Origin of the sequence: Halomonas sp. GFAJ-1, assembly GCA_002966495.1 — a bacterium.
GTDB lineage: Bacteria > Pseudomonadota > Gammaproteobacteria > Pseudomonadales > Halomonadaceae > Vreelandella.
Genome location: CP016490.1, coordinates 1241317 through 1257260, shown reverse-complemented (window position 1 = coordinate 1257260; position 15944 = coordinate 1241317). Strand labels below are relative to the sequence as shown.

General features: G+C 54.2%; 15 protein-coding genes, 1 pseudogene and 2 other annotated features. Of the genes and pseudogenes, 10 read left to right on the top strand and 6 right to left on the bottom strand.

What is annotated here, in order from left to right; translation table 11 throughout:
• The first annotated feature begins 9 nt into the window (after positions 1-9).
• The 4 genes from BB497_05740 (at position 10) to BB497_05725 (ending at position 4916) form a co-directional block, all read left to right on the top strand.
• Positions 10-1428, top strand: a complete 1419-nt coding sequence (locus tag BB497_05740) for a GntR family transcriptional regulator (GenBank protein ID AVI62243.1) — start codon at positions 10-12, stop codon at positions 1426-1428.
• Between the two features lie 236 nt (positions 1429-1664).
• Positions 1665-2303, top strand: coding sequence for a lysozyme-like domain containing protein (locus BB497_05735; GenBank protein AVI64273.1), 639 nt, complete (start codon positions 1665-1667; stop codon positions 2301-2303).
• A gap of 133 nt (positions 2304-2436) precedes the next feature.
• The gene (locus BB497_05730) at positions 2437-4425 is read left to right on the top strand and encodes a chemotaxis protein (GenBank protein ID AVI62242.1); all 1989 of its coding nucleotides are present in this window, start codon (positions 2437-2439) and stop codon (positions 4423-4425) included.
• 119 nt (positions 4426-4544) lie between these two features.
• Positions 4545-4916, top strand: a complete 372-nt coding sequence (locus BB497_05725) for a hypothetical protein (protein AVI62241.1) — start codon at positions 4545-4547, stop codon at positions 4914-4916.
• A 157-nt stretch (positions 4917-5073) separates the two neighbouring features.
• Here the strand turns inward: BB497_05725 and BB497_05720 are convergent.
• Positions 5074-5829 (bottom strand): annotated as a pseudogene (locus BB497_05720) (chemotaxis protein).
• Between the two features lie 338 nt (positions 5830-6167).
• Here BB497_05720 and BB497_05715 point away from each other — a divergent pair.
• Entirely contained in the window at positions 6168-6635 is a 468-nt protein-coding gene (locus tag BB497_05715) for a sensory protein TspO (GenBank protein AVI62240.1), read from the top strand.
• Positions 6636-6661: 26 nt separating this feature from the next.
• Positions 6662-7258 (top strand): hypothetical protein, encoded by a 597-nt coding sequence (locus BB497_05710; GenBank protein ID AVI62239.1) that lies wholly within the window; start codon positions 6662-6664, stop codon positions 7256-7258.
• Positions 7259-7262: 4 nt separating this feature from the next.
• Here BB497_05710 and BB497_05705 read toward each other — a convergent pair whose 3' ends face one another.
• From BB497_05705 to BB497_05695, 3 genes are all read right to left on the bottom strand, one after another.
• Positions 7263-8852 carry an ABC-F family ATPase gene (locus BB497_05705; protein AVI62238.1) on the bottom strand — a complete coding sequence of 530 codons (1590 nt, stop codon included), beginning with the start codon at positions 8850-8852 and terminating at the stop codon, positions 7263-7265.
• Between the two features lie 83 nt (positions 8853-8935).
• Positions 8936-9802: a cobalamin biosynthesis protein CbiX gene (locus BB497_05700; GenBank protein ID AVI62237.1), complete on the bottom strand. Its 867-nt coding sequence runs from the start codon at positions 9800-9802 to the stop codon at positions 8936-8938.
• Between the two features lie 23 nt (positions 9803-9825).
• Entirely contained in the window at positions 9826-10740 is a 915-nt protein-coding gene (locus BB497_05695; GenBank protein ID AVI62236.1) for a histone deacetylase, read from the bottom strand.
• A 38-nt stretch (positions 10741-10778) separates the two neighbouring features.
• Between BB497_05695 and BB497_05690 the strand changes: the two genes are divergently transcribed.
• Together BB497_05690 and BB497_05685 are read left to right on the top strand one after the other, a co-directional pair.
• Positions 10779-11363, top strand: a complete 585-nt coding sequence (locus tag BB497_05690) for a gamma-glutamylcyclotransferase (GenBank protein ID AVI62235.1) — start codon at positions 10779-10781, stop codon at positions 11361-11363.
• Positions 11360-12283, top strand: a complete 924-nt coding sequence (locus tag BB497_05685; GenBank protein AVI62234.1) for a multidrug DMT transporter permease — start codon at positions 11360-11362, stop codon at positions 12281-12283. Before BB497_05690 ends, BB497_05685 begins: the two co-directional genes overlap by 4 nt.
• Here the strand turns inward: BB497_05685 and BB497_05680 are convergent.
• Positions 12258-12551 carry a hypothetical protein gene (locus BB497_05680; protein AVI62233.1) on the bottom strand — a complete coding sequence of 98 codons (294 nt, stop codon included), beginning with the start codon at positions 12549-12551 and terminating at the stop codon, positions 12258-12260. The two genes, BB497_05685 and BB497_05680, sit on opposite strands and share 26 nt — an antisense overlap.
• A 131-nt stretch (positions 12552-12682) precedes the next feature.
• Positions 12683-12773, top strand: a binding site (glycine riboswitch).
• A gap of 8 nt (positions 12774-12781) precedes the next feature.
• Positions 12782-12889 (top strand) — a binding site (glycine riboswitch).
• 59 nt (positions 12890-12948) lie between these two features.
• Here BB497_05680 and BB497_05675 point away from each other — a divergent pair.
• Positions 12949-14187 carry a D-amino acid dehydrogenase gene (locus tag BB497_05675; protein AVI62232.1) on the top strand — a complete coding sequence of 413 codons (1239 nt, stop codon included), beginning with the start codon at positions 12949-12951 and terminating at the stop codon, positions 14185-14187.
• A 55-nt stretch (positions 14188-14242) separates the two neighbouring features.
• Here BB497_05675 and BB497_05670 read toward each other — a convergent pair whose 3' ends face one another.
• Positions 14243-15145, bottom strand: coding sequence for a diguanylate cyclase (locus BB497_05670; protein AVI64272.1), 903 nt, complete (start codon positions 15143-15145; stop codon positions 14243-14245).
• A gap of 377 nt (positions 15146-15522) precedes the next feature.
• Between BB497_05670 and BB497_05665 the strand changes: the two genes are divergently transcribed.
• A complete protein-coding gene (locus tag BB497_05665) occupies positions 15523-15879 on the top strand; it encodes a hypothetical protein (GenBank protein AVI62231.1) in 357 nt (118 codons plus the stop codon).
• Positions 15880-15944: the final 65 nt, after the last annotated feature.

Genomic DNA, 15944 nt, shown 5'->3' with positions numbered 1-15944 from the left:
AGGATACGGATGGTTTGCCAGGACGTGTTACAGCAGCTCGTAAAGCACTATGCGCAGCAACCTGAGCGCTTGAGTAAACAGGTGCGGTTAGAGCAAGCCTTGAGGCAGGCGGTCACCCAGGCGTGGCCGAACCAAACTCGCCTGCCGTCACACCGGCAGCTAGCAGTAACGCTAGGCGTTGCTCGACACACGCTGTCCCGTGCCATTGCGTCGCTTATCGAAGAAGGCCTGTTGACGACGTTTCATGGCAAGGGCACTTGGAGCTGTAAGAAAGAGGCGTCTGTTGCGCCCACATCAACCACCGTTCAACTTTCAACACGCGCTCAACAAGTGTTGCGCTGGCCAGGGGCGAGCACGGTGCAAAGCGGTGCCTTTGTACCTGGCATACCGGATATCGCCCAGTTTCCTATGCGCAAGTGGCGCCAACTTTATGCCAGCGTTACGGTGCCGCAAAATGCTTTGTTGCTGTCTTATTCCACCGGTGGTTATGGGCCGCTTAAGCGCGCTATTCGTGAATTTCTGGCGCATTGGCGCAACATTCATTGTGATACGGAACAGATCATCATCACCGACGGCACCCATAACGGCATTGAGCTGTGCGCCATGGCATTGGCCGATGTGGGTGGCACCGTGGCGATGGAGTCGCCCTGCTACTGGGGGGCACGCAATGTGTTTACCGCTGCGGGCTTAACGGTTGAGATGGTGCCCTGGTTTCCTGACAAGGGGCATGCTTTTCCGAAGGTGGCTGGCAACATTTCCCTCGCTTATTTGACCGGCTCTCATCATTACCCACTCAGCGTGCCCACCCGCGCGGCTCATAAGCAGCAGTTCTGTGATGCGTTATCGCCCACCTATGTGGTGGAAGATGACTACGAATTCACCCGCGACGATCATACTAATCTGCTGTTTGACCCACATTCGGAACGCCATTTATTGGTGGGTTCATTCTCCAAAATGATGTTTCCAGGCTTACGGCTTGGCTACTTAGTGGTGCCACGGCATTTGGCCGCCCCTATGAACCGTCTGCGCAGCGAGCTATTCCGTGAAGGCCGTATGCTTGAACAAGCGGTACTGGCGCAGTTTATTTTTGACGGCGATTTAGACACTTGGTGTCGTCGTATCCAACCGGAATATTTGGGTCGCCAGCAAGTGCTACATGATCAGCTACGTTTACTGCCTAAGGTGCGCCACGTATCACCACCCAGTAGCGCAATAAGCTTGTGCATCGAATTTGAACCCGGCGTGAACGATGTTGCGCTTGCCCAGGCACTGATGAAAGAACATTTGATTGTGCGTCCACTTAGCCCCGTATGTGCTAAAACAGACCAGAGGGTAGGGCTGGTTATGGGCGTAGGCATGTTGTCAGGGGAAACCTTGGCACGCGAAGCCCAGCGGATTCGCCGCTGTTTAGAGAAGCTACTTCGCTAGTCGAGGTGTTAGAAGAGAGATGTCATTGACTCGATTACCATATTGATAAGCGTATTGATGTAAATTTATTCATAAAAGCTTATTCATAAGAACTTATTTATAAGAACTTGGCATAATTACTTGCCCAGAATAACCTTCTAATAAGAATGTGCTTATATAAATTTTTCTGAAATACTTATCCACAAGGATTTTCCATGTACTGCCCTGTTGATCGTTTTGATACGCGCTCCCCGTCTATGCCCACAACGTGGCGACTATGGGTAATCCTAGGCCTTGTGATGTTTCTTTCAGGCTGCGCCACGCTTGCACCTAACCCGCCGCAGGATCAAAGCAATATCTGCGAGATATTCCGCGAGCAGCCTAGTTGGTACGACTACGCCCGAGACTCCCAAGAGAAGTGGGGCACACCCATTGCAACGCAAATTTCGTTTATTCAGCAAGAATCATCGTTTCGAAGCCACGTGCGCCCAGACCGAAAGCGCTACCTAGGCTTCATTCCTGGCCCTCGGCCGTCTTCCGCCAGAGGCTATGCCCAAGCGCAAGATCCTGTTTGGGGCGAATACCGTGACCAAGCAGGCAGCACCTTTGCACGGCGCACCCATATGAAACATGCCACCGACTTTATCGGCTGGTACAACTCCCGCACCCGCGCCCAAACGGGCATTTCACTGAGTAATCCTGAGCACCTTTACTACGCCTATCATGAGGGAGCAGGCGGCTACCAGCGGGGCACCTATCGCAATAAATCCCACGTTTTACGCTCAGGCAGCCAAGTGGCCGCACGGGCAAACCGTTATCAAACGCAGCTCAATAGCTGTGAAGCAGAGTTTCAGTGTCGACGCTTTTATCAAGTGGGTCCGTTTTGCAGGCGTTGAAACAGACTGGCTGATCTCAGGTAAAGTTGTCATCACGATGCGCCGATATCTACCACATACGCACAGGGAGCTAGAAATATACCAAGCGCTATTTCGCTAATAGCGGTCTACTGACTGAGTAGGAGCACCTATAATGACAACACGCTCAACTGACTTTGCCGAAGGCAATACAGCGAACTCAGAAAACGGATTTTCTAACACGACAACGCAGCAACCTAACCGCCGCATCAGCTTTCGCACCCGGTTAACCAGCTTGATCATTGGGCTGGTACTGCTATCTGTCACCGTTGTGGCAAGCCTCGTCTATTTGCAGTATCGCCACGCGTACACTCAAGCTACCGTAGAGCGGCTCCAAGGCACTGGGCAAATGATGAGTGAATCTTTCACTCAGTGGCTTAATGCTCGGCAAGATGATATGCGCTATATCGCTAGCCTTGATGCTGTGCGCTCCGTAGACGTAACGCAGATTGACCACCTCATCGCGCAGATGGCGGCACAAGATGGATTCTATGACACAATATTTTTTGTGGGCGTAGACGGAATAGGTGTTTCTGGCGTGAGTTATGACAATGGCGCTCAGGTTCTTACGCCTGAGCAAGCAGCTCAATTCGACGTAGCAGACCGCGCATGGTTTCGGCAGGCCATCCAAGGTGAAATGGTGTTTTCTCAGCCATTGGTATCACGCGCTACAGGCAACCAGGTTAGCAACGTTGTCGCACCCGTATTTGATATCAATGATAATGTTGTTGGCGTGGTAAGGGCTGCCGTAAGGCTAGATGTACTGTTTGAGCGCATGACCCGCATGTCGCAAGGGAATAATGCCAATACTTACCTACTCGCCAGCGACGGCACTCCAGTGACCCCCATTGCCGGTTTGAATGGGCAAGATATTACCCTCGACACACAGGCTGCTAATGCTATTGCGAATGGGGAATCTGGTGTTGGCCAATATAACGATGCCACAGACAGTGCCGTTATTGGCAGCTATACCTACCTGCCAAGGCTAGATTGGGGGCTGGTTGTGGAAATCTCTGAGCAACAAGCATTGGCTAACGTAAATAGGGTGTTTTGGCTTCTCGTCGCTACCACCAGTGCTATTGTCGTGTGTGCCTTGCTGTTTAGTTTATGGGTAGTACGCTCAGTAGTGAACACACTGGGCGGTGACCCACAAATCGCCACCAATATTGTTAAGCGCGTTGTAGCGGGAGACCTAACGACAGCGGTGCCCGTCAAAACGGGCGACACCACTAGCCTGCTCGCCCACATCGCTGAAATGCAGCGTAATCTGCGCCAAATGATGGCGGATATAAAAGGCACGGCGGACTCAGTCAACACGGCCAGTAACGAGATTGCCCAAGGCAATGATGACCTTGCCAGCCGTACTGAAGAGCAGTCCTCTTCACTTGTTGAAACCGCATCCAGTATCGAGCAAATGAGCGCAGCCGTTCGCCAAACGGCTGACTATGCACACCAGGCAAACGAACTAACGCTTGCCCTGGATGAACAAACACTCACGGCTAACCAAGTGGGCGAACAAGCCAGCCATGCGATGCAGGCGATTAAACAAGCCAATCTACAGGTTGTGACGATAGTGGAGTCTATTGACGCCATTGCATTTCAAACCAACCTGCTGGCCTTAAATGCATCCGTCGAAGCGGCCCGTGCAGGTGAACATGGGCGTGGATTTGCGGTCGTTGCCGATGAAGTGAGAAAGCTGGCTAAGCGCTGCGCTGATGAGGCAAGCCAAATTCGCGAAGTGGTCAACAATAGCGCCGTGAAAGTGGACGAGGGTGAAAGCTTGGTTGCTGACGCGGGGCAACACTTATTAAGCATTGCGCAAAGTGTTAAACGCGTCACAGAGTTTGTTGGTGAAATCTCCACGGCCGCAAGCGAGCAGTCCAGTGGCATCGATCAGATTAATCAAGCCGTTAATCAACTCGAAGAAGTGACCCAGCAAAATGCTGCGCTCGTAGAACAGGCCTCAGCGGCCAGCCAATCGTTAAATGCGCAAGCCGCTGAATTAACAGCCCTACTGGAACGCTTCCACCTTGAAGAGAGTGTGAGTAACGCGACTCAAGCATCGTTGACAACTGCATCAAAGCACCGGCACACACAGGTATAACGGCCCGCAATTGACAGTGCCATGGAGTGGCGCTATCGTTACTATAAATGAAAATGAGAAACACTCTCTATAACCCGCACCTTGGTAGATAAAGAGTCGTTGAGGTAAAGGGAAATTACATGACCAGTGAGCAGCGCCAGCTTCGTCAAACACTGCTTTTTTTGCGAACCTCTTTCGAAGCCATTCAGCATTCGATTGCGGGGCGTCTAGATGACCCGCTGCCCTGCTGGCTGGATACCAGTATGCTTTCGATGCTGTCTCGGGAGTTGACCCGCTGCTGCGAGCACGCCAACCCGCTGTTTACGCCCTCCGTTACCGAGCAGCTTTATATCGCCTCGCAACAGTGCGATTTACTTCTCAAACAGTGCCCAGGTGTACTCAGCAGCACCGTTTGTTATCGCCAACTGGGCGCTATTATGCTTCCGCTGACCAACGCTATCGAGCAAACCAACACGCCCGCCAAGCGCCGCTGGCCTTGGCTGCGGCGCTAATGGCAAAACGCTAGAACATCTCCCACTCATCCACTGCTGCCTCGGCCCTTTTTACGGGCTTCTTCTGGGAATGCGTATGCTCGGCGGCGAATAGCGCGCGCTCTTCTTGCGGAGATGAGAGGCTCTGCGGTGTAGAGAGAAGCTGCTGGCCGTCAACCACTTTGAAGAAGGCAACCGCGCTTGCAAGATCCCGGGCTTGGTCTCCCAGGGAGGCCGATGCGGTAGCGGTCTGCTCTACCAGCGACGCGTTCTGCTGAGTAACATCGTCCATCTGGTTAATCGCAATGCTCATTTGATCAATGGCGGAGGTCTGCTCGTCGGATGCCCGGCTAACGTCCTCCATAAGATCCGACACCTTGCCGATGTTCGTCACTATCTGTGCCATTGAATCACCAACGGCTTTCACTAGGTCACTGCCCTGCTCAACCACACTGTTATTCTCGGCAATCAGGCCTTGAATTTGCTTGGCCGCATCGGCGCTGCGCTGTGCCAGGCTCCTGACTTCTTGGGCCACGACAGCAAAGCCACGCCCTTGCTCCCCCGCACGGGCAGCTTCGACTGACGCATTGAGAGCAAGAATGTTGGTTTGGAACGCAATCCCGTCGATTAGCGAGACGATACCGCTAATTTTTTCCGAACTGTGGTTGAGTTCATCCATTTTATTAACGGCTTCTTTGACTTTTTCGCCGCCGTAGCTCGCCGAACGGCTGGCCGTATGCGCTAGCTGGTTCGCTTCGCCGGTGTGCTGGGTATTATTTTTTACCGTCGCGGCCACCTGCTCCATACTGGCGGCAGTTTCTTGAAGGCTTGAAGCCTGCTGCTCAGTACGCTGGGAAAGGTCAATGTTGCCTGATGAGATTTGGCTTGAGGCGCTGGAGATGGCGACCGCCGAGGCCTGAATACTGCCGATAAGCCCCATAACACCACGGATGCCGTGGCCTTTGGCCGCCCCTATATTGCCAACCCGGATTTAGCTGAACGCTTTCGGGTTAACGCGCCGCTTACCAAGCCAAACCATGAAACCTTCTATGGTGGCAACGAAAAAGGTTACACCGACTACCCTTTTATGGATAACGGCTACGACCGCATCAGCTAAGCTAACGTTAAAAGGTAAGTTAACGTTAAAAGGCTAAGTATTTAGCAAAATAAGCATCACTTCGGTGGTGCTTTTTTTATCTCAACACTTTTATGCCAAAACGCTTTAAAACGCTGCTAGGCTATTGATTCTTGAATTTTACAGTAGGGTAAAGCATGTTAGGTTCGCTGTTCGCATTATTGGTATCGCTGCTGCTGGTAGGCGCCACGGCCACCACCGGCGCACGCTTTCGTCCTGATGGCTGGTACCGCGAGCTACGTAAACCCAGCTGGACACCGCCTGACATCGTTTTCCCTATTGCGTGGGGCATCCTGTATTTATTAATGGCGATAGCCGTTTGGCGTGTTTATATGGCCGATGCGTCGCCACTACGCACGGCAGGCCTTGTGGTATATGGCCTGCAGCTAGTGGCTAATGCGGCGTGGTCGTGGCTATTTTTTGGCCGTAAGCAGATGGGTGCAGCATTAGTGGATATTGCTCTACTGCTGGGTTTAATTACGCTAACGATTGGGTTATTCATTAATGTAAGTGCATTAGCCGCTTGGCTGATGGTGCCTTACTGGTTATGGGTGGCGCTTGCATTAGCACTTAACACATCCATCTTGAGATTAAATAAGGCCTAAGTGCCAAACAATAAGGGTTCAAGCGAATGGACGATACTTCCCTGCCTGTTTTGCTCGCGTTTGCCTCGCTGATATTAGGCATGTTGGCAGCCGCTATTTTCGTGTATATCGTGGTACCAAGACGCCGCCGCGCCAAAGAGAAAGCAGCGGCGGCAACACCTGTGGCGCCAACGCCGCCCCCTGCAGAGCCAGCGCAGGAGCCCGAAGCGCCCCCAGCGCCAAAACAGGCAAAAAAGGTAAAGCAGCACTCGTTGTTCGTCATTTTTTCCCAGCCCGATTCCACCACCGATGCGCGCTTAACCGAGTGGCTGCGGAGTAAGAACGCTCGCTTTGACGCCATCAAAAAGGTGTTTTTAATCGACGGCCAGCAGCCCTCTAACCCTGTTACCGTAGCCAACGCCTTTCCCCCCGGGGATATGCCCGACTTACTCGGTGGCGAGACCCACGAGCCGATTCGCGGCGTTAGCTTACTGGTGAAGCCGCCGCTGCATAAACGCCGCAATCAGCAGATGCACGTTTATGTAGCGCTGGCTAAAGAGATGAACGAAACCTTCAGTGGCGACATGCTCGATGCCGACCGAGAGCCGGCCACCGAGTCTACCTATACACAGATCATTGGCTAATGCTTTAAACCACACCCTGGCTACGCAGGTAGTCGTCATAGCTACCGCTGAAGTCGACAAGCCCCTCAGGCTGCATATCAATAATCCGGGTTGCGAGGCTTGAGACAAACTCCCGGTCGTGGCTGACAAATATCAGCGTGCCTGGGTAGTTTTCCAGCGCTAGGTTCAGCGCTTCGATAGATTCCATATCCAGGTGGTTGGTTGGCTCATCCATTAACAGCACGTTGGGGTTAGTGAGCGTTAGCTTGCCAAACAGCATCCGCCCCTGCTCGCCACCGGAAATCACCTTCACAGATTTACCAATGTCATCGCTGGAGAACAGCATCCGGCCCAACGCACCGCGCACCACCTGCTCGCCGCCTTTGGTCCACTGGCTCATCCACTCAAAAAGCGTGGCATCGACAGGAAAGTCGTCGGTGTGGTCTTGACCAAACATGCCAACCTCAGCGGCGTCGGTCCACTTCACTTCACCAGCATCAGGGTGTAAATCACCCGCCAGGGTTTTCAGCAGGGTGGTTTTACCTATGCCGTTGGGGCCGATAATCGCAATGCGCTCGCCCGCTTCGACGGTCATCGAGAAACGCTCGAAAAGCGGCTTCTCATCGTCGTAGCCTTTGGTAATCGCATCAACATTCACTGCATTGCGGTGAATCTTTTTATTCTGTTCAAAGCGGATAAACGGACTAACTCGGCTGGACGGCTTGATATCTTCCAGCTTGATTTTGTCGATCTGGCGCGCCCGTGAAGTGGCCTGTTTGGCTTTGGAGGCGTTGGCCGAGAAGCGGCTAACAAACTGTTGAAGCTCGGCAATTTGGGCTTTTTTCTTGGCATTATCCGAGTGTTGGCGCTCGCGGGCAGCGGTGGCCGCGGTCATGTAGTCGTCGTAGTTGCCTGGGAACAGGGTAATTTCCCCGTAATCCAGATCCGCCATGTGCGTGCACACGCTGTTCAGGAAGTGGCGGTCGTGGGAGATGATCACCATGGTGCTGCTACGCGCTTTGAGAATGTCTTCCAGCCAGCGAATCGTGTTGATATCCAGGTGGTTGGTGGGCTCGTCAAGCAGCAGTACATCTGGGTCGGAAAATAGCGCCTGGGCCAGCAGCACGCGCAGCTTCCAGCCGGGAGAGACTTCGCTCATCGGGCCGGTATGCTGTTCGATGGGAATCCCAAGCCCCAGCAGCAGTTCCCCCGCGCGGGACTCGGCGGTGTAGCCGTCAAGCTCGGCAAAGCGCACTTCCAGGTCAGCCACTGCCATTCCGTCGGCTTCGCTCATTTCTGCCAGGGAGTAAATGCGCTCGCGTTCAGCAGCCACTTTCCACAGCTCAGTGTTGCCCATAATCACGGTATCAATCACCCGCTCGTTCTCATAGGCGAACTGATCCTGGCGCAGCTTACCCAAGCGCGTGCTGCTATCCAGCATGACCTGCCCGGAAGAAGGCTCAAGCTCCCCACCCAAAATCTTCATAAAGGTGGACTTACCGCAACCATTGGCGCCAATCAAACCGTAGCGATTGCCGTTATTAAATTTGACGGAGACATTTTCAAACAGGGGCTTGGCCCCAAACTGCATAGTGATATTGGCGGTTGCGATCAAGATGTGGGCCCTGGTTAACAGTGTAATTGCGCATTCAAAGGCTCGCGATTCTACGCGCCTTTGAGCAGTGTTACACCTCCCCCCTAGCGTGCATTGTCTCGCGTAGCCGGCAGTTCAAGCAGAAAGCGTTCACCATCAAGCGCTTGGCACAGCCGTGTGTGCAGTATCTCAACAATGTCAGGATGCTCGCCAACCAGCGCGGTCGTGGTTACAGTCAACCCTGGATGGCGCTGTTCAGCGGCGGCGCAAATCTCAGCGATGTCGCCGCCTTCACCCGCATGACGCCCAGGCGATAGAAACAGCATCGCTAAGATGACCGGGTCAGATTGGAATTCCGGCGTATCCAGCAAATGCTCCAACAACGGCTCGTTAAAGCGGTATTCGTCACCTTCACGGCGCTCCATGGATGCTGCCGCGACACAGCTCACTTCATCTGCCAGTAGCACGCTTAACTGCCCAGCCAAACGATTGCGCACGGCGGTGACTTCTGGAATCGGGCTGCCGTGATCCACCAGCGCCACCTGTGGCGTTGTGCCCGCCTGCAGTTTTTCGCGCACGTTATCGGCCAATAGCTTGGCTAAACGCAGGTCGTTATTACCTCGCTCATCTACCAGCGGCTGGGCTACGCGAACGCTCACCTCGGGAAAACGCGCCTGTAGCGCGGCCATGCGCTCTGGCAGGTAGCCGGTCAGCGCTTTGCTTGGCCCAAAGAAGAACGGCAGCACAATAATCTCTGTCGCCCCCTGCTCAGCGCTGCGTTCGGCGGCTGGGCCAAGGGTAATCGCAGGGATGCCGTCGACCTCTTCAGGAGGAATCTTATTGGAGTGCAGCAGTGAGGCCGCCTGCACGGTTTCGCCCAGCTGGTGGCTGAGCTCCAGGGCCACGCGGCGTAGGTTATGGGTTGCCTGGGGCCGTAAAGAGCCGTTATCAACCAGAAAAATAGCGCGCATTAGGTTTCCTATAAATTCTGAATTTAGGCGTTAAACGTCAGCACATCCGCTGCCGCACGGTGCAACTGGGCGTGGCGCCCTGCCAGCGCGAGAATATCCCGGTCATAGCCGCCGCCGATCACCGCCGCCACGGGAATATCCGCGTCATGGCAGCAGCTAAGCACATAGTGGTCGCGGGCATACAGCCCCTGGTTGCTTAATGCTAGATAGCCCAGGCGATCATCTTGATGGACATCAACCCCCGCGTCATACAGCACTGCATCAGGCTGATAAGCTGCCAGGATTCCCGGCAACCATGACGCAAGCTCGGCGAGGTAGGCGTCATCGCCCATTCCAGTAGGCAGCGCAACGTCCAAATCGCTGGTGGCTTTGCGCGCTGGGAAATTACGCGCGGCGTGCATGGAAAAGGTAAACACGCCGGGCACATTAGCAAATAGCCGAGCGGTGCCATCCCCTTGATGAACATCGCAGTCAACGATAAGCACCCGCTCGACCCAGCCTAGCGCCAAGGCATGAGCGGCGGCCACAGCCAGGTCATTAATCAGGCAATAACCGCTGGCGGCATCGGCATGGGCGTGATGCGTTCCCCCTGCTGAATTACAGGCGAGCCCGGAGGTAAGTGCCGCTTCTAACGTTAGCAGGGTACCGCCGGTTTCTAGACGCACACGCTCCACTAGCGCCTCCGACCATGCAAACCCACTGCGCCGCTCGGCAGCACGCGCCAAACGGCCCTGTAAAAAAGCATTCAGATAGTCACGGGTATGCACCCGGGCAAGGGTATTAATGGGTGCAGGCTCAGGTGTTAGCCACTCAATGGGGCACGCCAGCGACTGTTCGCCCAGCAGCTGGCGCAGCAACCTGAATTTCTCCATGGGGAAAGGATGGTTGGCTGGTAAATCAATCGTATAACCCGGATGATGAACAACCGTTAACGCCATGCGCGTGCAGCCACTTTGGTCATAAATGTAAATAGCTTATGTTGCTTGATACCACTGTTTTAAACCAGCAAAGAAACTTCTTCGATGGCCATGAGGATATATGGCTTTTTGGTTACGGCTCGCTGATCTGGAAAGCTGATTTCGAGTACTTGGAGCGCAGACCCGCCTATATCGCCGGCTGGGCGCGGCGCTTTTGGCAAGGCTCCCACGACCACCGTGGCACGCCGGAAGCACCAGGGCGGGTTGCTACGCTAATCCGCGCTCAAGGCGCCCTGTGTCATGGCATGGCATACCGCATTACCCCCGACGTACTGGCACCGCTGGATGTGCGGGAGAAAAACGGCTACCTGCGTGAAAAAGTGCCGCTCACGTTTCTAGGGGAGCGTGGAGAAGCGCAGAAGAGTAAAACGCAAACCGAGGGGTTAATTTACTTAGCCACTGAAGATAACCCTGCTTTTTTAGGCGATGCGCCGCTGGAAGATATCGCCCACCAAATTGCCCACGCCCACGGCCCGAGCGGCTCGAATAAAGCCTACTTGTTGAACTTAGCGCAGGCGCTGCGCGACTTGTGCATCGACGATGAGCACGTCTTTAGCCTTGCCGACAGGATACATAAGCGATGACCCGTCATGCCGTACTCTCCCCTAGCACACCCAGCATCGCTCCTTCGAGTTTAGTGCTTGCCGTCGTCGCTGCCGTGGGCATGGCGACCATTGGCGTTATTTCACGTATTACCGAACTAAGTGCCGAAAGCATTACCTTTTATCGCCTGGGCCTAGGGGCTGCGTTTTTACTTATTTACTTGGTCCTGACAAAGCGCCACGTATCGCTTAAAGCGCTGCCGGGGCGTCACGTGGTGCTTAGCGGGCTGTTCTTAGCGGCATTTATTCTGTTTTACGTGCAGGCCATGAACTACACCCAAATGGCTAACGCTATTTTGATGGTGTATCTCGCACCGATTTTTGCCGCCGTGGTCGCGCATACGCTGTTTGCCGAACGCCTGACGCCTCAACAGGTGAGCTTCATCGGTTTGGCACTGTTTGGGTTTGCCATGATGCAGGAGTTCCGCCTTAACCTAGAAGACCGCCAAGACGTGATTGGGATGGGGTTTGGCCTTGCGGCTATGCTGGCCTACAGCGGCTTTATCCTCACCAACCGCCGTTTACCCCGTCACTTAGATGACCGCACCTGCGCCTTTTGGCAACTGTTGGTTGGAGCGCTGGCGATTCTTCCGTTTGCCCTATGGCAGCCCGACGGGCTAACCGCCGCTACCTGGCAGTGGCCGTGGCTATTGGCGGCGGGCTTCGTACCGGGCTTTTTAGCGCTGTTGTGCGCGGTTATGGCCATTAACCGGCTGCCTACCGCCCTTTACGGTACGTTAGCCTACTGTGAGCCGGTGGCCGTGGTGATCTTTGGCTGGAGCCTGTTTGGTGAAGCACTCACGCCGCTTCAATTGGCCGGGTGCTCGCTGGTGCTTGCCAGCGGTATTGCCCAAGCATGGCTAGGCGGTCGGGCAGCTACACCATCAACCACGACAGGATAACCAAGCCCAGCACAATACACACAATGGCGCCTAGCAAGGCGCCTCGCAGCAGCGCACGAACCCCGCGCCACAACAGCCAAAGGCCGATCACTAGCACAAGAAGACTGAAAAATGAGGCGTTGATACCCAGTGATCGGCTCAGCCCATCGACAAAGTCTTCAAGCGCGCCGAAGAAATTGGTAAATATTGCCAGTAAAAACTCGACGACCGCGCGAATGATATCGCCAATGATTTGTCCCGCTTCACTAAAAAATCCGTTTACCTGCATGCGTCTCGTCCATTGCTCTAAGGTGTGGGGCATTTTCGACCAAAATATCCCCCCTGGCAAAGCAATGCTGCCCGCCCTCTACGACGTTAGCCTTATTCCCATGCAACCTTTAACGCGTTAAAACGTCTTACTCTGCTATCGCGGGAGAGACTGGTGTCCGACACCAGCGCCGAAGGAGCAACGACCCCGGAAACTCTCAGGCCAACGGACCGCGACGGCAAACATCATTACCAGTACGTTCCGAAGAGCGGTTGATGACTGCGTCACTCAGCCCACCGAAGGAGCAAGCGCCTCACTTGATGCGTGAATCTCTCAGGTTCCATGACGGAAGGGGTACGCCTAGCAAACACGCTGCTGGGGGTATCGCCCGACGCTCATACAATCTGTGGAGAACTTCATGCAACGCATTGCAATTATCGGCGGTGGCATTACCGGTATTACCAGCGCCTATGCCCTCGCTAAACGTGGCTTTGATGTCACCGTCTTTGAAAAACACCGCTACGCGGCGATGGAAACCTCTTTTGCTAACGGCGGGCAGCTATCGGCCTCGAACGCGGAAGTGTGGAACCACTGGCCAACAGTGATTAAAGGTATGCGTTGGATGTTGAAAAACGACGCGCCACTGCTGGTCAACCCTCGCCCTAGCTGGCATAAACTAAGCTGGTTTGCAGAATTTATCGCCGCCATTCCCCGCTATGCCGACAACACCACGGAAACCACCCGGTTAGCCATTGCTGCCCGAGAGCACCTATTTCAGTGGGCGAAAGACGAGCAGATCGACTTTGATGTAAAGCAGAAAGGCATTCTGCATATTTACCGCGATAAAGCGGGCTACGACCACGCCGCCAAGGTATCGCAACTGCTGAGCAAAGGCGGGCTAGAACGCCGGGCAGTCACCCCCGATGAGATGCGGGCCATTGAACCTACGCTTGCGGGCAGCTACTACGGCGGCTTTTTTACTGAGAGCGACGCCACGGGCGACATCCACAAGTACACCAACGGTCTCGCCCAAGCGGCGGCAAAGCGCGGCGTAACGCTTAATTACGGCCACCAGATCACGGATATCGGCGCGGATGAAAACGGTGCCTGGGTAACGGCGGCTGTGGATGACGAAACCATCCGCCAAAGCTTTGACAGCGTTGTGGTATGCGCCGGCGTAGGCAGCCGCGCCATTGCCGCGAAGCTGGGCGACCGAGTGAACATTTACCCGGTTAAAGGCTACTCCATCACCGTACAGCTGGATGATGAAGCCTCACAACAGGCCGCTCCCACCGTCAGCCTGCTGGATGACGAAACCAAACTGGTCACCAGCCGCCTGGGTGACGACCGCTTCCGCATCGCCGGTACCGCTGAATTTAACGGCGCAAACCGCGACATTCGCAACGACCGTATTCAGCCGCTCATTCGCTGGGTAGAAGAGTGCTTCCCGGGTGTGAGCACCCAGCGGGTAGTACCTTGGGCGGGCTTGCGCCCGATGATGCCCAACATGCTGCCTAAAGTTGGCCCCGGCAAACTACCTACAGTGTTCTACAACACCGGCCACGGCCATCTAGGCTGGACGCTTTCTGCCATCACCGCCGAAATGCTAGCGGATGCGGTGGATACGTCTCAGGCGGCGTCCGTCGCGTTGCGCTAAGCGATTTAGAAAGGGGCCTGCGGGCCCCTTTATCTTTGCTGGCTGAGTACTAAGATTAAAACTCCACACGATCCCGCCCTTTCTCTTTGGCGCGATACAGAGCGTTATCAACGCGTTTCATCACGCTTTGTTGCGTCTCATGGGGAGTCACTTCAACAACACCCATACTGACCGTCACACTGCCAGCGCCAGGAAAATGGCTACAACGGATACGCTGACGAACTTTATCGGCCAATTTTACGGCCTGGGCTAGCGCAGTTTCAGGGGCGAGAATCATAAACTCCTCGCCTCCCCAGCGGGCACAGTAGTCCGACTCACGTAGGTTCTCTTCTAACAGCTTGGAAAGCGTTGCCAACACTTGGTCACCCACATCGTGTCCTAGGCTGTCGTTAACCGACTTAAAATAGTCAACATCCAACATAATCAGTGAAAAAGGACGTATATAGCGGTTCAAGCGGCCAATTTCGTGCTTCATCAAATAATCAAAGTGCGCTCGATTAATTAGCCCCGTGAGCATATCCGTGGTCGCTAAACGCTTTAGCTCGGCTTCTTTTTCAACCCGCTTAGAGATATCGCGCTGTGTCAAAACCAAGACTTTTTCAGCATAACCGGGCATTTCCATCGCTGTGATACGCCATTCAATAAAAGCAGACGCCACACCAGAAGAGAAATTACCCTCACTCTGATCGACGCCTGAAAGAGAGTCTCCCGTACGCAGCTCGCCTTTCATTAAGGCACCGCCAAGCTGGTCCAGTAACTGCTGATTCTTCACTTCACGGCGAACAATTTTAGGTAACGCGCCAAGCCATTCGTCGCGTTCACCGCCCCAGAAGTGGGCGTACTCCGCGCTAACATCCAATATACGAATGCCGCGTTTAGTGGGCTTACCGCTCAACACAGCAATCGCTTGGTTGCTTGACTCATTTGAGGCGGTTGAGTGGTGTAATGGTTTCAGCATAGTGTTTTCGTCCAATGAATCACCTTCATGCTGCGCTTCGTTGTTCCGCAACAATAATGGATAAACGGAGGCACGCCTTTGCCTACCGGCTGACTAGTACAGCGTTTAGCGTTGCAACGCTATACCACTTACGAAAAGTACTCGCTTTTACGTTACTTACAAATAGCTCACGTTACGCAGTCGCTAATTAGACAGTTGGTTTCGCTCTTCAAAGATTAGCACAAAGGCGGCATCGCACTTGAGAGGCTCTCGTATCCACCGAATTACTGATGCCAACGAAGAAAAGGCACGAGTCAAAGGTTCCAAAAATAGCTGTACAAAAACAAACCAGAACTTATACTTAAACGTACAATACTTCCCGTTATTGAGGCTAAGTCATGTCGTCAACGCTGCCCCCACATCTGACCCTTGAAGAACTCTCTCAGCTTTCAAAAAGCCTACAATCTTCTGCGCCGCTTCCCGACGTAGAGCTGCATGGTCTTGATATGGGCTGGTATATCGTACGGCTGCATTACAGTGACTCGGTTGGTTTACTGGTCGATGCGCAGGGTGAAACCAAGCGTTTTAGCGGCACACAATGGGTCAGCCGCGCACTGGCGCCGCTCGGCTTTACCCACGGTGTACTCACCTGGGCAGATGCCACTGATGAGATGGTTGGCAACGAAACCCCGCCCGTTACCGCTCAACAACGCATGGCTTACGGCGTTCGCGTGGCGTTCGAGACGCGGCACTGAAGCGCTGCTTTACCGCTTAGTATCCGAGCCGCCATATTGGTGGGCATAAAACTTAATTTGGCAGG